Annotated in this window: 16 protein-coding genes; 11 read left to right on the forward strand and 5 right to left on the reverse strand. The window is 62.7% G+C overall.

The features are described from left to right. The first annotated feature begins 161 nt into the window (after window positions 1-161). The 3 genes from O3303_RS07355 (at window position 162) to O3303_RS07365 (ending at window position 2,661) form a co-directional block, all read left to right on the forward strand. Window positions 162-968 (forward strand): XRE family transcriptional regulator, encoded by an 807-nt coding sequence (locus O3303_RS07355; protein WP_269561414.1) that lies wholly within the window; start codon window positions 162-164, stop codon window positions 966-968. Window positions 969-1,216: 248 nt separating this feature from the next. Next, entirely contained in the window at window positions 1,217-1,936 is a 720-nt protein-coding gene (locus tag O3303_RS07360; RefSeq protein WP_269561415.1) for a pirin family protein, read from the forward strand. An 8-nt stretch (window positions 1,937-1,944) separates the two neighbouring features. Next, the gene (locus O3303_RS07365) at window positions 1,945-2,661 is read left to right on the forward strand and encodes a hypothetical protein (RefSeq protein ID WP_269561416.1); all 717 of its coding nucleotides are present in this window, start codon (window positions 1,945-1,947) and stop codon (window positions 2,659-2,661) included. Between the two features lie 81 nt (window positions 2,662-2,742). On the opposite strand, the gene O3303_RS07370 is transcribed toward O3303_RS07365, so the two are convergent. The 5 genes from O3303_RS07370 to O3303_RS07390 form a co-directional block, all read right to left on the reverse strand. Then, complete coding sequence (locus tag O3303_RS07370; RefSeq protein ID WP_269561417.1) at window positions 2,743-4,599, reverse strand: M2 family metallopeptidase; 1,857 nt, start codon at window positions 4,597-4,599, stop codon at window positions 2,743-2,745. 100 nt (window positions 4,600-4,699) lie between these two features. Beyond that, window positions 4,700-5,647 carry a zinc-dependent peptidase gene (locus O3303_RS07375; RefSeq protein ID WP_269561418.1) on the reverse strand — a complete coding sequence of 316 codons (948 nt, stop codon included), beginning with the start codon at window positions 5,645-5,647 and terminating at the stop codon, window positions 4,700-4,702. 159 nt (window positions 5,648-5,806) lie between these two features. Further along, a complete protein-coding gene (locus O3303_RS07380; protein ID WP_269561419.1) occupies window positions 5,807-6,139 on the reverse strand; it encodes a low molecular weight protein tyrosine phosphatase family protein in 333 nt (110 codons plus the stop codon). A gap of 143 nt (window positions 6,140-6,282) precedes the next feature. Next, on the reverse strand, window positions 6,283-7,665 hold the full coding sequence (locus O3303_RS07385) for a DEAD/DEAH box helicase (RefSeq protein WP_269561420.1): 1,383 nt from the start codon (window positions 7,663-7,665) through the stop codon (window positions 6,283-6,285). A 155-nt stretch (window positions 7,666-7,820) separates the two neighbouring features. Then, complete coding sequence (locus O3303_RS07390) at window positions 7,821-9,005, reverse strand: THUMP domain-containing class I SAM-dependent RNA methyltransferase (RefSeq protein ID WP_269561421.1); 1,185 nt, start codon at window positions 9,003-9,005, stop codon at window positions 7,821-7,823. Window positions 9,006-9,163: 158 nt separating this feature from the next. Between O3303_RS07390 and O3303_RS07395 the strand changes: the two genes are divergently transcribed. From O3303_RS07395 to O3303_RS07430, 8 genes are all read left to right on the forward strand, one after another. After that, complete coding sequence (locus O3303_RS07395; protein ID WP_269561422.1) at window positions 9,164-10,192, forward strand: hypothetical protein; 1,029 nt, start codon at window positions 9,164-9,166, stop codon at window positions 10,190-10,192. An 88-nt stretch (window positions 10,193-10,280) separates the two neighbouring features. Continuing rightward, the gene (locus O3303_RS07400; protein ID WP_269561423.1) at window positions 10,281-10,946 is read left to right on the forward strand and encodes an aquaporin; all 666 of its coding nucleotides are present in this window, start codon (window positions 10,281-10,283) and stop codon (window positions 10,944-10,946) included. 98 nt (window positions 10,947-11,044) lie between these two features. Further along, window positions 11,045-12,448 (forward strand): sugar MFS transporter, encoded by a 1,404-nt coding sequence (locus O3303_RS07405; protein WP_269561424.1) that lies wholly within the window; start codon window positions 11,045-11,047, stop codon window positions 12,446-12,448. Between the two features lie 260 nt (window positions 12,449-12,708). After that, window positions 12,709-13,458, forward strand: coding sequence for a bacteriorhodopsin (locus tag O3303_RS07410; protein ID WP_269561425.1), 750 nt, complete (start codon window positions 12,709-12,711; stop codon window positions 13,456-13,458). Window positions 13,459-13,566: 108 nt separating this feature from the next. Next, complete coding sequence (locus tag O3303_RS07415) at window positions 13,567-14,583, forward strand: Brp/Blh family beta-carotene 15,15'-dioxygenase (RefSeq protein ID WP_269561426.1); 1,017 nt, start codon at window positions 13,567-13,569, stop codon at window positions 14,581-14,583. 144 nt (window positions 14,584-14,727) lie between these two features. Continuing rightward, entirely contained in the window at window positions 14,728-15,756 is a 1,029-nt protein-coding gene (gene murB / locus O3303_RS07420) for a UDP-N-acetylmuramate dehydrogenase (RefSeq protein ID WP_269561427.1), read from the forward strand. A gap of 98 nt (window positions 15,757-15,854) precedes the next feature. Next, window positions 15,855-16,877: a hypothetical protein gene (locus O3303_RS07425; protein WP_269561428.1), complete on the forward strand. Its 1,023-nt coding sequence runs from the start codon at window positions 15,855-15,857 to the stop codon at window positions 16,875-16,877. A 361-nt stretch (window positions 16,878-17,238) separates the two neighbouring features. Further along, a complete protein-coding gene (locus O3303_RS07430; protein ID WP_269561429.1) occupies window positions 17,239-18,228 on the forward strand; it encodes a fibronectin type III domain-containing protein in 990 nt (329 codons plus the stop codon). Window positions 18,229-18,335 lie beyond the last annotated feature (107 nt).

Here is an 18,335-nt window from a genome sequence, read left to right on the forward strand (position 1 = left end):
ACGAAGGACGGCTTGCTTCGTCCTTCGTCCTCGCAACGACAGGCCTAAAAAATTACTAAAAACTTTCAGCTAATTGAATTAGTATTCGCGTAGACGGGTTCGTATCTTCGTGAGCCGGTAATTTTTTACCGTTGAAGCCTTTCCCCCGGCTCCCCTGCGACATGATTAACACGAACCTCAAATTCTGGCGGCGCGAACTGGCCCTGACGCAGGCCCAGATGGCCGAAAAACTGGGTATCAAACGCTCTTTGGTGGGCGCTTACGAGGAAGGCCGCGCCGAGCCCAAGCTGGCGACGCTCGTGAACATGGCCCGGCTGTTCGGCATCTCGCTCGATCAGCTGGTCACTACCGACTTTAGCAAGAAGAAGAACGCCAAAGCGGCTGTCCGTCAGCTGGAAGCGGCGGGCACGCCCGGCACTACGCCCACCCGTCCCGGCGGCAGCCTGCGCATCCTGGCCCTTACTGTCGACAAAGACCAGAACGAAAATATCGAGTTGGTGCCGCAAAAAGCGGCCGCCGGCTACCTCAACGGCTACGCCGACCCGGAGTACCTGGAGGAGCTGCCCAAGTTCCGCCTGCCCATGCTGGGCAGCACCGGCACCTACCGGGCCTTCGAAATTGCCGGCGACTCGATGCTGCCCATTGCCAGCGGCACCGTCATCGTGGGCCGCTACATCGACGACTGGATGAGCCTCAAGGACGGCACACCCTGCATCGTGGTAAGCAGCAAGGAAGGCATCGTGTTTAAGCGCGTCTTCAACCGCCTCAAGGAAGGCGCCATGCTAGCCCTGCACTCCGACAACCCAGTGTACTCGCCCTACGAAATCGATGTGGAAGACGTGGTGGAAATCTGGGAGGCCAAAGCCTATATCAGCAGCACTTTCCCTATCGCCGACCTGTCGCTGAACCGTTTGGCCAGCATTGTGCTGGATCTGCAGCAGCAGGTATCCACGATGAAAAAAGTATAGCGCCAACGCTAGCGCGTGCCATTATCACAGAAAAGCCCGTCTGGCTCCAGCGCCGGACGGGCTTTTCTGTGATAATCGTCGGCCGCTGATTTCCGGGCTGGGCCACCGTCAGGGTAGTACGGACAACCCTTTTCCCTTCGCGCGCTGATGGCAGGCAGCACGGGCGGAAGACTGCGCTATAGCTGGCCACATCAACTTCGCAGGGTTTCACTGCGTAAGTGCAGACTCCAACTCACTTCCGCCTCGCTATGCTTCAGGTTATTCCCGCCACCGACCGCCACCACGCTGCCCCGGTACAGTGGCTCAGCAGCTACTTCCTCTTCAGCTTCGCCGACTACTACGATCCGCAGAACGTGCATTTCGGCCCGCTGCGGGTCTTTAATGATGATACCATCCAGGGCAACTCCGGCTTTCCGCAGCACCCGCACTCCGAGATGGAAATCGTGACGCTGGTGCTGGAAGGCGAGCTGTGCCACGAGGACACGATGGGCAACAAGGCCACCATCAAGAAGGGCGAGGTGCAGCGCATGACGGCCGGCACCGGCCTGGCCCACTCCGAAAAAAACGGCGAAGCTGATCAGGCCCACATCTACCAGCTCTGGTTTCTGCCCAACCAAAAAGGCCTCGCCCCCAGCTATGAGCAGAAGGATGTAGACTTCCTGGACTCGAAAAACGAGCTGGTGCCGCTGGTGTCAGGCCAGAAGGTGCTGGAGGATGTAGTGTTTATGAATTCCAACACGACAGTTTATTGGTGCAACCTGCGCGAAGACAAAACTGTTACGTTCAAGACTTTCCCGATCCGCAACACGTTTATTTACGTAAAGGAGGGGATGGTTTACATCAACGGGGTTGACCTGGGCCCCAACGACCAGGTGCGGTCCACCGACGAGCACGTGCTGGAAATTCGCGCTTCCAAGGATGCGCAGTTTATCCTGATTGACCTGCCCGGCAGTGAAGCCAATTACTAATCCACAGCATGTCGCTAGAATTTCCTAAGTCCCTGATTCCTGAGAACGAGGCGGCACGCATACGCACGCTGCATCACTATCGGATTGTTAATACCACAGCTGAGCCGGTTTTTGACGACTATGTGGCGTGGTCGGCGCAGCTGTTCAACACCCCGATTTCGCTGATTTCGCTGGTCGATGACGACTATGTGCACTTCAAGGCCCTGACCGGCGCCGAGGGAGTTCCGGGCCTGGTACGCGGCGACAGCATGTGCTCGGCGGCCATTCTGCTGGATGCGCCCGTGGTTACGGGCGACTATTCGGCCCAGAGTTGCAACCTGATCAGTACCAATGTGGCCCAGTCGCTGGGGCTGAATTTCTACGCCGGCTCGGCCCTGCGCATGCCCGACGGCTCCCGTATCGGAATGCTGGCCGTGATTGGGCGCGAGGCCCGCGGCTTGTCGCCGGTGGAAACCAGCATGCTCAGTGAGCTGGCTGGACTGGTGAGCCGCACTATTGAGCTGCGGCTGGCGTACCTCGACTCACAGAAGCCTGATACCTGGGAAGCTGCTCAGCAGGAACTGGCCGAAAACCTCGACGAAAACGCTGCTCTGGCCCGTTACATCACTTCCCGCAACGGCCGCATCGACCTCGATGACGACGAAGTGCTGGCCCTGGTGCAGCGCCGCCTGAAAAGCGTGACCAAAGTACTGGACCGGCGAATAGCAGAGGTAGCTGTCGGCTAGCAGCTTAGCACTACACTGATTACACAAAAAAGCAGCCCTTCCCAGGGCTGCTTTTTTGTGCGGAAACTGCGGCGGCAGGCTCTACATCGTGTATTTACGGCCTTTGTTCTGCTGCTTGAGGTAGGCCATCAGGGGCTGAAAGTATTCGACCATGGCGCGGGCCGAAAGGTCCTCGCCGGTTTTCTCTTTCAGCACGGTGCGCCAGTCTTTGCTGGCACCGGGCCGCATGATGTCGGCCAGGAACGCGCCCACTTCCTTGCTGCCGTAGTAGTTGGTGGCGTGCGGGTCCTGCTTGAGGATGTTCTTGGCAATGTGGTCGTGGAGCTGGAACAGGATGACGTAGCTCAGGGCGTAGTCGTAGTACTGCGCGGGGTCGTCGTTGATGTGGGTTTTGGTGGCCGGGTCGAGGTACTGCTCGCCGCGCGTGGTGGGCGGGACAATGCCCTGGTACTTTTTGGCCAGCTCCCACCACTTGGCGTTGAGCTGGTCGGCGGGCAGCTTGTCGGCGTAGAAGCTGTTTTCCCACTCGCTCATCACGCCCGAGGCAAACGGGATGAAGGTGGCGTAGTTGAGGGCTTCCTTGAGCAGCGTCTGGGTCTGGTCGGTTTTCGACTTGGCATCTACCAAACCCAGGCCGGCCAGGAAGGGCTTCTGGGTGGCGGCAAGGCCCATCAGGCTGCCCATGGCCTCGTGGTAGGCGCGGTTGGCGCCGCCGCGCAGCAGAGGCGGCACGTCGGGGTTGGTGTAGGTGAGGTAGTAGTAGATGTGGCCCAGCTCGTGGTGGGTGGTTTCGTACCACTCGGTGTTGCCCTCCACGCTCATCAGGCTGCGCACGTCCTGGTTGAGGTCCATGTGCCAGGCCGAGGCGTGGTTGTTCTTCTTGTAGGTGGCTCCTTTAGGCAGCGGATAGAGGCTGGATTTCTCGTAGAACACCGGCGGCAGGGCCGGGAAGCCCAGACTCTGGTAGAACCGCTCGGCCTGCTTCACCTGCCACTCCGCCCCTTTTTTAGCCAATACCGGGTCAAGGTCGAGGCCTTTCACGTCGACCATGGCGCTCCAGTCCTGGCCCCAGCGGTTGGGCAGCCAGGAGGCCGGTAGGTAGTCGGGCACCTGTTTCTGGCCGTACTTTTTGGCCAGCTCGTAGCGGGCGTAGGTGTGCAGCTCGCGGTAGAGCGGCCGCAGCTCGTCGTTGAGCTTGCGCACCAGCGTCAGCATTTCCTCGCGGCTCAGGCCATAGTCGGAGGCCTGGTAGGTGAAGTAGTCGGGGTAGCCGAGGGCCTGCACTGTCTGGTTGCGCAGGTCGCGCAGGTTGAGCAGGCCGTCCTTGAGCGTGGGGCCGATTTCCTTGCTGGCTTCCCAGATCTGCTGGCGCTTGAGCGGGTTCTTTTCCTTGCGCAGCAGCTCGTCGAGGTCGTTGGTCGTCACCGACTTGCCGGCGTACTTGTAGTCGAAGCCGTAGAGCTTCTCGGTCTGGGCGGCTTCGGCCTGGATGCGACGCTTTACCACCTCGGCAATAGTCTGGGGCGAGTTGGCGGCGTTGTAGAGGGCCGTTTGCAGCTGCTTCACCTGCAGCTCCGTGAGCTGATCTTTGTGGTCGAGCAGCTCACGCAGCTCCTTGATGTTGGCCGCCGAGCCCGTGAAAGCGGCCATCCGCTCGTTGGCGCGGGCCGTGGCGCCGGCGTTGCTGGTGTCGCCGGGCACGATGCGGGTGTTGGAGCGCCACTCGGCCTCGGTGGCCTGGGTGTAGAGGCGCTGATACTCGGTGGAATAGGCCGTGAGGAAGGTTTCGGCGCGCTCATCCCAGCGGGGTACGGCGGGCTGGGTGGCCGGTTCGGGCGCGACGGTGGGCGTTGTGGTAGCCGTGGGCGTTTTGGCGATGGGCGCGCAGGCTGTCAGCAGGGCCGCCGCCGTGAGGGTGGGCAGGAAGTAGCGTTTCATCGGAGCTGGAAAGGCAGGAAAACGAACGAAGATAGAACAACGCTCCCGTTCAGGCTGGGGCCGCTGCCTCAGCGGGCCGACTCCGCCACGGCCAGCGCCGTTACGCGGCCTGCGCTTCGTGCTGTACCAAATGGCAGTCCTTGTACTTCTTACCGCTGCCGCACGGGCACGGGTCGTTGCGGCCGAACTTGCGGCGGCTGCGCAGGCGCTTGAGCCACTCGCGCGGGTCGGTGGCCCAGCGCTGGAACCGGCTCTTGGGGTTCTGGCGGAAAGCCAGCAGCAGCAGGCCGTACAGCTCCGGATGGTGCTCCTGCAACTTCTCCGGCTTCTCAAAGAAGTACTCCGTCACGACGGCAAAAAACTCGGCTTCGTTGGTGCCGGCGTAGTCGTTGATTTCGGAGTTGCCGGCCCGGATGGCCGCAATTTCGCGCGCCATTACCGCCTCCCACTCCGGGCGCAGGGCCGCCGGAAACACTGTGGCGGGCACCCCGTCAATCACGCCGTCGGCCTCATCCAGCAGGTGGGCAAACTCGTGGATGCCCACATTCTGCTTGTCGAGCGAATCCTGGAAGCCGCGCTCCAGCGAGGCCTTGGACAGGTGCATGTAGTGCGAGGTCTGGAAGTTGCGCACCGAGCCCAGCAGCGTGCCGGCCAGCGGCGCGGTTTCTTTGTTCGGGTCCTGCTGCTCCTGCCAGGCATCGGGCACCACCAGCACCTCGCTCAGGTTGCCATACTCCCAGTCGGGAAAGCCAAACACCGGAATAATGGCCGAGGCTGCCACCAGCACCCGGGTGGTATCATCGATGTCGGTCTGGATGCCGGTGATGAGTGTCTGGGCCAGAAAAACCTGTATCCGCTTCTCAAAGCGGGCTTTTTCCACCGGGGTGAGTGAGCCGTAGAAGGCGACTCGCTCGGTAAGAATCCGGGCCCATTCGACAGGAAAATCCGCGGCCAGCGCGGCCTTATTGCGGCGCGAGTCGGCGGTGAGGTAGCGGTAGAACAGAAAGAACACAACGGCCACGATGGCCGCGAAAATCAGGTAAGGCATGGCTGGATAAACGACCAGAAGGTCGTTTGGTTGTATGATGTAGAGACGCGTATTCGCGTCGCGTCGTTAGTTAGTTGGCGCGGTTACGGTCGTTCAACGACGAGACGCGAATACGCGTCTCTACACTGTCCAGTGGCTACACACCGCTTGTGGATGCTGCTACAGCTCTGGCAGGTGCTCTTTCAGCCGCTCGCGCAGCAGGTCCTGCAGGATGTGGTCCATGAACTGAAACTTGTCGGGGATGCGCAGCAACACCAGCGGCTTACCGGCCAACTCTGGCCCAAACTTCTGGCGCAGGATATCGGCATGCTTGCGTTCCATCACAAACACCGCATCAGCCCAGCCCAGGTGCCCCGCCGTGACGCGCATCCTTGCCCCCGGCTCGGTACCGGCCGAGCGGGCGTCGTAGGTTGGGTGCCCGTCAAACAGCCGCTCCGCCGTGAGGCTACGCCAACGGTTCTGGCTGCAAATGAAAAGGAGCTGGCGGGGCAAGGTGAGGCAGTATTAAGGATAAACAGAACGTCATTCCGAGCGGAGCGAGGAATCTCGCGTGCTGACGTTGAAATGCTATTCAGACGTCAGCACGCGAGATTCCTCGCTCCGCTCGGAATGACGTTCAGGTAGACCTTCAAATGCTACCGCACCTCGGTTACGCGGACTTTCTTGCCTTTCACTTTGGCACCCAGCAGGCGCTGCACCACGTCCTGTGCCTGGCTGCGCGGCACGGCCACGTAGCTGTAGTAGTCGAACACCTCAATGTGGCCGACCTGCTCGCGGGTCACGCCACCCACGTTCACGAAGGCCCCAACCAGGTCGTGGGCACTGACTTTGTCTTTCTTACCGGCCGTGACGTGCAGGGTCACGTTTTCGGGCTTAGGCGCTTTGGGGGCGGCGGCAGGCAGCTTGGGCGCTACCATCTGGCTCCACTTGATGGTTTCCGCAATGGGCCACTTTTTCACGTGGTCCTGCTCCTTGGGCGTGGCCAGGATGTGGGCCGTACCAGCGGCCCCGGCGCGGGCCGTGCGGCCGGCGCGGTGCTGAAAGCCATCGGCCTTATCGGGGGCGTCGTACTGCACCACGGTGTCGAGCAGGGTTACGTCGAGGCCGCGGGCGGCTACGTCGGTGGCTACCAGCACCTGGCTGGAGCCGTTGCGTAGTTTCAGCAGGGCTTTGTCGCGCTCGGGCTGGGGCATTTTGCCGTGCAGCACCTCGGCCGCCACTTCGCGGCCCTGCAGGAAGCGGGCCAGCTCCATGCAACGGTCGCGGGTGTTGCAGAAGATAAGGGCGCGGCCGGTTTCGGGCTGGCGCAGGATGTGCAGCAAAGCCGCCGGCTTCAGCTCAATCGGGCCAACGTGGCCAATCAGGGTGAGGTTTTCGGGTAGCTGGTCATCATCCTCGCCCAGGTTCACGACGCGGGGCCGGGTGAGGTTTTTGCGGATCAGCTCCAGCACCTTGTCCGACATGGTAGCCGAGAACAGCAGCGTCTGGCGGCGGCGCGGCAGGCGCTTCACAATCTCCACCAACTCGTCCTGGAAGCCCAGCTCCAGTAGCTTATCGGCTTCATCGAGCACGAGGCTTTTGAGCTGATTCGGGATGATGGTACGGCGCTCCAGGTGGTCGAGGAAACGGCCGGGCGTGGCCACCACAATGTGCGGAGCCTGCGTGAGGGAGGCTTTTTCCTCGCCGAAGGCGTGGCCGCCGTAGAAGGCCGCTACGCGCAGGTTGGGCAGGTATTTACCCATTTTCTTGAGGGCGTCGCGCACCTGCAGAGCCAGCTCGCGGGCGGGCACCAGCACCAGCATCTGCACGGCGTCGTTTTTCACGTCAACCTGCTGCAGCAGCCCGAGGCCGTAGGCGGCAGTTTTGCCGGAGCCGGTGGGCGCCTGCCCGGCCACATCCTGGCCGTCGAGGGTGAGGGGCAGCACCTGCTCCTGCACGGGCGTAGGCTGGGTGAACTGCAGCTCTTCGAGGGCTTGCAACAGGTAGGGCGCGAGGCCGAGGTCGGCGAAGGAGGTCATAAACTTGGAATTAGCCTGCAAAGGTACGCAGTTCCGGGGCCGCGCTGCTATGTGTAGCATAGGCTTTAGCCTGTGCCGTTGATGAGCCGGCTCTGCAGTGATGAACAAACACAAAATGCAAATTCTACCAGGCGCTATCCGGCACAGGCTGAAGCCTATGCTACATTGGGGGTCCGGCGGCTGCCCTGGTACAACTCGTACTTCAGCAGGCGGCAATCAATCGGACCATTATATAAAGGAATGCGGCGCGAGGTTTTCAGGCCCACGCGCTTGGCGGCTTCCAGGTTGCCGGTGAAGATGTAGGCGTCGTAGCCCTGGAAACCAGTTTTGAGCGTGTCGCCGATGGTTTTGTAGAGGGCGTCCATCTCGGCTTCCTCCCCGATCCGCTCGCCGTAAGGCGGGTTCATCACCACGAGGCCGGGCTCACCTTTGGGGGCGGTGGCGTCCTTCACGTCGCGCACCGCGAAACGAATGAAGTCTTCGAGGCCGGCGGCTTCCACGTTTTCGCGGGCCAGCTCAATGAACTCGGGCGAGAGGTCGGAGCCGTAGAGCATAGCCTGGGGCTCGTCGAGGCGGGCCTGCTCGGCATCGAGGCGCACCGATTCCCAGAGCACCTTGTCGAAATCAGCCCAGTTTTCGAACCCGAACTTGCCCTGGTGATAGAGGCCAGGCGCGATGCGCTGGCTGATGAGGGCCGCCTCGGTAAGCAGCGTGCCGGAACCGCACATGGGGTCCACGAGGGTCTTTTTGCCGTCCCAGTCGGCCAGCAGCAGGATGCCGGCAGCCAGGGCCTCGTTGAGCGGGGCCACGTTGGTTTGCTGGCGGTAGCCGCGCTTGTGCAAGGACTCGCCCGAGGAATCGAGGCTGAGCACCACCTCGTTGTCGAGCATGTGCAGGTGCAGGCGCACGTCGGGGTTCTTCACGTCCACACTCGGGCGCTCACCGGTCCGGTCGCGGAACTGGTCCACGATGGCGTCCTTGGTGAGCTGGGCCACGAAAAGCGAGTGCTCGAAGGTGGACTTGTTGACGACGGCCGTGATGGCGAAGGTCTGGTCGAGCCGGATGTATTCGGCCCAGTCGATGCGGCCTACTTCGCGGTAGAGGCCCTTTTCGTGGGGGGCGTAGAAGCCGGCGAAGGGCCGCAGGATTCGCACGGCCGTGCGGCACCACAGGTTGGCCTCGTAGCACAGCTGCATATCGCCGACGAACTCCACGGCCCGCTGGCCCACCTTTTCAATTTTGGCGCCGAGTTGATACAGCTCTTCGGCCAGAATCTCTTCCAGCCCGAACTGGGTGGTGGCAGTCATGTAGAACGGGGCGGAGCGGCGGGCCTGGGCCATATGCGGGGTGTTGCGTGAGGGTTGAAGGTGCAAAGGTCGGCATTGTTGGCCGGCAACCTAGCATGATGCAGCGCGAAGCTTCCACATTGCGTATCGTTGGACGCCCGACAGCCGTTCAACGATGCGCCAAGCTGGAGCTTGGCATTACTCTCATACCTATGTCCCGCTCTACCTTTCTTTTCGACCCCAACAAAAGCTCCCTGTTTTACATGGTGCTGTTTCTGGCCTTGATCGTGCTGGGGCTGACCACCTACGAGGCCGTGAACGGGCATTATTCCATCATCGGCAGCGTGGCATCGTTTCTGGGGTTGTTTGTGGCGTTTCAGAGCTGGAAAGCGGCCGATGATGCCTCCCGCAACACCGACCAGGCTCTTACCCAAATGCAGCAGCTGGCTCAGGAAACCCGGCAGCTGGTAGAGCGCAGCAGCGCCGTGGAAGAGCAGATCAAGAGTGCCGTCGTGACCATCAGCGACGCCACCCGGGAGCTGTACAAGGGCTTTCAGCCGATTATGCTGCGTATGGCGGAGTTTCTGGAAGAGTCGGCCGGCAGCGAATACCTGGCTATTATGACCGACTCGGCCGCCATTGGCACCTTCTACTCCCGCCACCACCGCCCTGAGCTCAACCAGCGCGAAATGCGCGCCCTCACCGACCGGATTCACGACCTGCTGCTGGACCGCGCCCGCGACGCCCGCGAATTTTACCTGGCCACCCTCGCCGCCGACGAAACGCCCGACGCCCTGCCGCCCACCGCCGACCAGCACGGCCGCCTGCACCACTACGTGCAGGGCGTGTGGCAGCAGTTTCATCCGGAAGCCGAAGCCGTAGCCCCCGAGCACTGGCAGGAGCACCGCGACCAGCACCAAGCCACCCTGCGCCAGCTCGACGATGCCTTCCAGACGCTGTCGGAGCATCCCGAGCAGCGGGCGGCCGGCCTGGGCATCCATCACTTGGTGCCGGTGCTGCCTTTGCAGCTGCTGCTGCGCTTCGATGCTGAGGCTAAGGAGCCGTTTCGGGCGCTGGTGGTGTTTCTGGGCCAGTACAACCTGGACAGAGTGGCCGAGGCCCGGGCCCTGCAAACCACCGACCCCGAGCTGGTGCGCACCTTTATCAGCATGTTTGAGAGCCTCACCAGCCTCGACGACCACCCCGGCTACCAGCAGCTGCGCCGGCAGTTTCCGCTGTAAGCCGGAAAATCCGTTTGTTTGCTGCGGCTGCCTCAATCGGGCGCGCACGGGCCGGCCGTATGCCGGGCTATCCTATTTATTCTGGTATATGCAGCGCTACGTTTCTGAGGTTCTGGGCACCTTCGCCATTGTATTCTGCGGCACCGGCGCCATCATCATCAACCAGGAAACGCACGGCGCCATCACGCACGTGGGCGTGGCCATGACGTTCGGGCTCATCGTGAGTGCCATGATTTACGCACTGGGCAACGTGTCGGGCGCACATTTCAACCCGGCCGTGACGATGGCGTTTACCATTGCGGGCCGGTTTTCGGGGCGGCAGGTGCTGCCCTACATAGTCAGCCAGCTAACCGGGGCCGTGCTGGCCAGCGCGGTGCTGCGCTACCTGTTTCCGGCCAATGCGCTGCTGGGTGCCACGCTGCCGGCCGGCTCCGAAGGGCAGTCGTTTGTGCTGGAATTTATTCTCACCTATTTCCTGATGCTCGTGGTTCTGAACGTGGCCTGCGGCTCCAAGGAACAGGGCATGTTTGCGGGGCTGGCCATTGGGGCGGTGGTGCTGCTGGAAGCCATGTTTGCCGGCCCCATCTGCGGGGCCTCCATGAACCCGGCCCGCTCCTTGGCGCCGGCGCTCGTGTCGGGGCATCTGGAGCATCTGTGGCTGTACCTGGTGGCGCCTACCGTGGGCGCCATCGGGGCCGTCTTCACCTGGCAGTTCCTGACGCGGCCGGTGGTGCCGGCGGAGGAGTGCGAGTAAGCTGGCGTAGATTCCGCCCGCTGCACTTCTGCCAAAAACTCCGTAGCATTGCTTAGCCGGCCCCGGGCCGGCTTTTTTTCCTTCTACCCCGCCCCTGCATGGCTGCTCCCGTTACGTCCTCCACCCCGCTTGCCACCACCGGCACCACCCGCTCCTACGCAGGCCCGATGGTGCTGATGACCACCCTATTCTTCCTGTTCGGGGCCGTCACCAACTTCAACGACGTGCTCATGCCCTACCTTAAGGACGTGTGCCAGCTCACCGACTTCCAGTCCACGGCCGTGCAGTCGGCCTTTTTTGGGGCGTATTTCCTGATGTCGTTGCCGGCGGGCAAGCTGCTGGAGCGGATGGGTTTCAAGCGCGGCATTGTGCTGGGGCTGCTGATTATGGCCTGCGGAGCGCTGCTGTTTGTGCCGGCTGCCAATTCGCGCACGTTCGGCCTGTTTCTGCTGGCCTTGAGCTTCCTGGGCGCCGGCATCACGCTGCTGCAGGTGGCGGCCAACCCCTACGTATCGGTGCTGGGGCCGGCGCGCACGGCGGCCAGCCGGGTAAGCATCGTGGGCGTGGCCAACGGACTGGGCGGCACCATCTCGCCGCTCATTGGCGGGTTGATTCTGTTCGGTGGCTCGGCCGTGCTGAAGGCCCAGCTGGCGCAGCTGCCGCTGGAGCAGCGCCTCACCCAGGAAGCCACGTTGGTAAAGCCCCTGTATCTGGGGCTGGCCGTGTTTCTGGCGGTGCTGGCGGCGCTGTTTTTCCTGGTGCGCCTGCCCGAGGTAGAGAGCCTGCCCGCCGATGAGGAAGCCGCCGCCGCGCAGGCCGCCGCCGAAACCGGCCGCCGCTCCGCCCTCGATTTCCGCCACCTGGCTCTGGGCGTGGTGGCCATTTTCACCTACGTGGGCGTGGAAGTTGGCATTGGCTCGTTTATCATCCGCTACGGCGAAAGCCAGAACATCAGCCAGCTTAGCGGCTTCACGCAGGAGCTGGTGCGCGGCCTGAGCGTGGCCACCGGCTGGGCCGCCGCCCTGTTCGGCAACACCCCCGACCCGATTGATACCAGCAGTGGCTTCACCAAGGCCGTGGGTGCGGTGCTGGTGTCGTCTTATTGGTTTGGGGTGATGGTGGGCCGCATCATCGGGATTCCGCTGCTCACCCGCTTCGATGCCCGCAAGCTGCTGGCGGGCGTGTGCGCCGCTGGCACGCTGTTCGTGCTGCTCTCCATCCTCAGCACCGGCGAAACCGCGCTGTGGCTGGTGGTGCTGTGCGGCCTCTGCAACGCCATTATCTGGCCCGTGGTGTTTCCGCTGGCCATTACGGGCCTCGGTAGGTTCACCAAGCAGGGCTCGTCGTACCTGATTATGGCCATTGTGGGCGGGGCCATCATTCCGCCGCTGATGGGCTTGCTGGCCACGCACGGCGGCGGCATCCGGGTGGCGTTTGTGTTGCCGGCCCTCTGCTACGCCTACTTGTTGTTCTATGCCCTCAACGGCTACCGGGTGCGGTAGACAGATTGGGACAAACCAAGGGCGGCGGGTTGTGGTGCGAAAAATTTTCGTGCCACAACCCGCCGCCTTCTTTTTAATCCTATTCGTCGCCGCTTAGCCCCTACGTCATCATTCCAACTCAGCTTTACAAATGAGATTAATGAAGTTGTTTAACTTTATTAATCAAATAGTTAAACATTACTCTATATATCGTTATTATTATAGAACAATTCTTACTCACCCTAACCCCCCACATCATGAGAACCATGTTACTTGACGTCATGCGTATCCCGGTTGATGACCCGGTGGCTTTCACCTTCTTCACGGGGTACATGGCCATGGCGGCGGCGGCGGTCTTTTTCCTGTTTGAGCGGAGTACCGTAGCCGACAAATGGAAGACCTCGCTGCTGATTTCAGGCCTGATTACGGGCATTGCGGCCGTGCATTACTACTACATGCGCGACTACTACGTCTCGACCAATGAAACACCCATTGCCCTACGCTACATCGACTGGACGCTCACTGTCCCGCTCATGGTAGTGGAGTTCTACCTGCTGGTGCGGGCGGCCGGGGCCAAAGCGTCCTTGCTCTGGAAGCTGATTCTGGCGGCCGTCATTATGCTGGTCTTCGGCTATATCGGCGAGGCCTTCACCGATGGCTCCATGGGCCACTCGGTGCTGTGGGGCTCCCTTTCTACGCTGGGCTACGTGTACATCCTGTACTCGGCCTGGATGGGCGAAGTGGCGCAGCTGGCGGCGGCCTCCAACTCGGTGGCCGTGCAGAAAGGCGTCCGGGCCCTGGCCTGGTTCGTGCTGGTGGGCTGGGCCATCTACCCCATCGGCTACATGGCCATGCCCGGCGGCTGGCTCGGCCCCGATGGTGCCGGCTTGCTCCGCCCTCACGACCTCGACCTGCTCTATAACATTGCCGATGCCATCAATAAAATCGGCTTCGGCCTGGTGGTATACGGCATTGCCCGCAGTGAGTCGGCGGTGAAGGTGGCCCCGGCCAACACAGCTTCCGTAGTGTAGCTCCGGCAGGCCTTTCCGGCAAATCCCGCTTTTTGGAATTCACCGGCCGGCAGGCTGAGTTGCCCGAACCCGGACAACTCAGCCTGTTTGCCTTTCTACCCGCTCCTTATGGCCTCCTTCAGTGCAGCGGCGACCAGCTGGCCCCCGCGCTATTATTCCTACGCTGCTGTTCTGGTTCTTATTGGGCTGGGGCGGCTGTTTCCGGCCCAAGTTGGGCTGGTGCTGGGCCTGCCGCTGGCGGTGGGCATGGTAGGCCTGGGCGTGGCCCACGGCGCCTGCGACCAGCTGGTAGTACCCGCCACCACTCCGGCGGCCAACAGCCTGCGCACCTGGCGCTACTGGGTGCAGTTTCTGGCTGGCTATCTGGGGCTGGCGGCCGTGGCAGGCCTGTTCTGGTGGCAATGGCCCGCTGCCACGGTGGCGTTGTTTTTCCTGCTGACCATGTGGCACTGGGGGTCGGCCGACGCGCCGGCGCCTACTCAGGTGCCCGTAGTGGGTTGGCTGAGCCACAGCCTGCTGCGCGGAATGCTGCTCTTTGCGGTGCCTGCCGTCTGGTGGCCCACCGAAACGGCCAGCATCATCAACGATTTGCTCCGCTTTACCGGGGCGGCCCCTGTGCCGCTGCCCACATTTGGGGCGGTAGCCAACACTTTGGGGATACTGGTGGCAGCCGGCCACGTACTGCTCTGGCTCTGGTATGCCGTGGGCGGGCGCCGGGATCTGCTGTGGCGCGAGCTGACTGAGCTGCTGGTACTAGCGCTGCTACTACTGCTGCTGCCGCCACGCTGGTCGGTGGTGGTGTACTTTGTGTTCTGGCACAGCCTGCAGCACGTGCTGCGCCTGACCGGATGGTTAGGCTATGGGAGTGGCCCACCGGTTGCCCGCCGGGCCCTGCTGCCGCAGCTCATGTTTTTCCTGCGCCGCGCTGCGCCTCTGCTGCTAATCAGCTGCGCCGCGCTGCTGGTCCTGGGCCGCCTGCTGGCCAGCCACCTGCCCGATGCGCCGGCCTGGTTTAGCCTGGCGCTGGTGGTAGCGTCCATCGTTACGCTGCCCCACGCCCTGCTCGTGACGCTGGTAATGGATGCGCCTCAGCGGCTTCGCGCAACCGCCCACTCCTCCGCCTGATCAGCAACCCGCCCCGACGACATGCCGCCCGGCTACCCGATGACTCCGCCGGAGCAACGGGCAGCCGGGCGGCATTTGTATGCGCAGGAATCAGCCAGAGACAACCCATTACCTTTGCCTGGATACCACCCGCTTCGCATTGCCATGAACTCAGCTCCCGTCCTCGAACACCAGGTTTCGCTTCGCCCCTACAACACGTTTGGCCTCGACGTAAAAGCGCGCCTTTTTGCCCGCTTTAGCACGGTGGACGAGTTGCGCGCTTTGCTGGCAATGCCCGAGGTGCAGGCTGCCGAGAAGCTGGTACTGGGCGGCGGCTCCAACCTGCTCTTCACCCAGGATTTCGACGGCGTGGTGCTCAAAAACGAAATCCGCGGCCTGGAAATCGTGCAGCAGAATGACGACAGCGCCCTGGTGCGGTCCGGGGCCGGCGAAAGCTGGCACGGCCTCGTGCAGTACGCCCTCGACCAGGATTTGAGCGGCCTCGAAAACCTGTCGTTAATTCCGGGCACGGTGGGAGCCGCGCCGCTGCAGAACATCGGGGCCTATGGGGCCGAGCTGAAGGACACGTTTGAGCAGCTGGAAGCGCTGGAAACGGCTACCGGCCAGCTACGCACGTTTTCGGCCCAGGAGTGCGGCTTCGGCTACCGCGAGAGTGTGTTCAAGGGCCCGCTCAAAAACCAGTTTATCGTGACGGGGGTGCTGCTGCGCCTGCATCGCCGCGCCCAGCCCAACGTGCGCTACGGCGACATCCGGACCACGCTGCAGGACATGGGCGTGGCCGATGAGCCCACCCCGCGCCAAGTGAGCGAGGCCGTGAGCAGCATCCGGCGCAGCAAGCTGCCCGACCCGGCTCAGATCGGCAACGCCGGCTCGTTCTTCAAGAACCCGGAAATCTCGCAGGCCCGCTTCGACGACCTGAAAGCCCGCTACGACGGGCTGCCCGGCTACCCCGTGCCCGGCGGCGTGAAAGTGCCGGCCGGCTGGCTGATCGAGCAGTGCGGCTGGAAAGGCCTGCGCCGCGGCCCCCACGGCGTGCACGACCGGCAGGCGCTGGTGCTCGTCAACCACGGCGGCGCGCAGGGCCAGGACATCCGCGACCTAGCCTACGAAATCATTGCCTCAGTCCGGGAAAAGTTCGGCATCGAGCTGCACCCGGAGGTAAATATTATGTAAGACTGATATAATCTATTGGCGAGCTACTCAGGAATTTGCAGCTTTGCGGGCGGCGACGCACCTTGCATCCCATTTTGACATCTCCCCTGCTTCCCTGCATGTCCCCGCGCCTGCCCGCTCCGTTTCTTTGCTTCTTTCTTTTCCTGCTGAATCTCGCGCCGAGCCAGGCCCAGACCTCGCAGCTCCTGCGGCTGGGGCAGGCCCGGCGGGCTGCGCTGGGCACGGTACTGCTTGTGCGCGGCGTGGTAGCCAACGGCCCTGAGCTGGGCGGCGTGCGCTACCTGCTCGATCAGAACGCCGGGCTGGCCGCTTACTCTACCGCGCCGGCCTTTGTGGCGCTGCAGCCCGGCGACAGTGTGGAGCTGCAGGGTACGCTCCGCAACTACAACGGCCTGCTGGAGCTGACCACCATCACCCGGACCCGGCGGCTGGCCCAGCACCGCCCGCTGCCGCTGCACGAGGTGGCCTTCGAGGACCTAGCCAGCGTCTACGACGAAGCCTTTGAGGGCCGGCTGGTGCGCATCACCGGCATTCCGTTTCTGACTACCATGGCCGGGGTGGCCGCGCGCACCCTGGCAGCCAGCACCAGCTACCTGCTGGGTGGCCAGCACGGCGCCGTGCTGCGGGTACAGGCCACCGCCGGCGGGGTGCAGGGCCTGGTAGGGGCCCCGGCGCCCAGCGGCGAGTTTTCGGTGATGGGCCTGATGGGCCAGTACGCGCCCGGCGGGGGCCGCGGCTTCTACCAGCTGCTGCCCCGCTCCTACGCCGACCTGGAAGTGGGCTTTGGCAAGCCCGTAGTAGTGGGCGTGCCGGTGGCGCTCGAAACCAGCCCCCAGACCGTGAAGCTGCAGTTTACCACCCTCAACCCCGGCGATACCCGCATCGATTTCGGCCGCACCGGCGAGCTGGAGTCGGTGGTGACCAACGCGGCCATCAGCACCACGCACGTCATCACGCTCACGGGCCTGCGGCCAGGCACCACGTACCACGTCCGGGCGTCGTCTACTAATATGGCCGGCAACTCGCTGAGCCCGGTGGTGCTCATTGCCACCGACTCGCGCCGCCGCAGTGCCGCCAGCGCCGGCGAGCCGACTGATCCGGCGCAGGCGCCCAAAGACTAGCTTTCCGGGATGCCGCTCCCTGCCTGTTCACACGTTGCCATACATCAGGCAACCAAGCCACGCCCGTGTGCTGCGGGGCCAGTCCAAATTGCATCCTAAGGTTATCATTGTGTAACCATTCGGAGTCTTCGGGCCGTGGCATTATTAGAAGGACAGCTGTATTAGCGCTTTCTAATAAATGATTTAGGCCATTACAGCCCCGGCCAGCCAGGTTTCATTAACGGTAAAAAAGGCGCAAAACGGGCACTAGCTTTTGCCAATGGCATTGTATTTTTACCGCAGCCTCCATGTACGGATATCCCGATTGGCGGTCCTGCCCTTCCTGCTCTCCTTCCTGCCAACCAACCGCTTACGCTCCCTCATGAAGATTCTGCTACTTCCCGCTCTCTTGGTCAGTGCGTTGCCGCCATTGCAAGCCCAAACCAGCCGTACACCATCGGCGGGGGGGGCGCTCAGCACCATTCAGGCGGCGCGTTTGGCGGGGCCGGGTGCCACAGTCACCGTGCGCGGCATTGTCAGCAACGGCTCCGAGCTGGGGCAGCTGCGCTTTGTGCAGGACAAGCAGGCCGGCCTGGCCACCTTTTCGCTGAACAACCCCAACTTTGCCGCCCTGCAGCTCGGCGACAGTGTCCTGCTCACCGGCACGCTCAAAAACTACAGCGGCCTGCTGGAAATGGACCCCGTGGCCACGGTGCAGAAGCTGGCCGGCGGCCGCCGCGTGCCCATGCTCGAAACCACGGCCGCCGGAGCCGAGGCCCTCTTCACGGAGGCCAACGAAGGCCGCCTGATTCGCATCAAAGGCCTGAGCAGCCTCACGGCCCCCGATGGCACGCCCGCTGAAGCGCTGAAGGGCAACACCAACTACCTGCTCGACGGCCAGAAAACCACCCCCATTCGCATCAACATTGCCTCCACCGGCGAAACCGGGCTGGTCGGCAAAACCATACCCGCCGGCGAATACGAATTACTGGGCATGCTCAGCCAGTTCACCAACACCGGCACTGGCGGCTACCAGCTGCTGCCGCGCCGCGCCACCGATTTTGTAGTGGGCGGCGGCCTGCCGGTTATCGTGGGCGAACCGGTGCCAACGGCCATCAGCCGCACCGGCTTCACGGTTCAATTCTCCACCCGCAACGCCGGCACTGCCACCGTGGAATACGGCAAAACCAACGCCCTGGGCCAGAAAGTGCAGCTTACTACCCCCGGCACTTCGCACACCGTCGACCTTACCGGCTTGGAGCCCGGCACCGTGTACTACGTGCGGGTATCAGCCACCAACACCGTGGGCACCTCGGCCGCCCCGGCCGTGCCCATGATTACGGACACCAAAAAGCGCAGCAGCCGGCAGTAAGGCCGCCGTTTATTTTGCAGGTTGCGGCTGGCCCGGCAAGTGGTATTATGCCTGAAAATCAGGATATTTGCAGCCGCTTTTGGTTTCAGTATTCTGCGTTTCCTTTT

It is taken from the genome of Hymenobacter canadensis (assembly GCF_027359925.1).
Classification (GTDB): domain Bacteria; phylum Bacteroidota; class Bacteroidia; order Cytophagales; family Hymenobacteraceae; genus Hymenobacter; species Hymenobacter canadensis.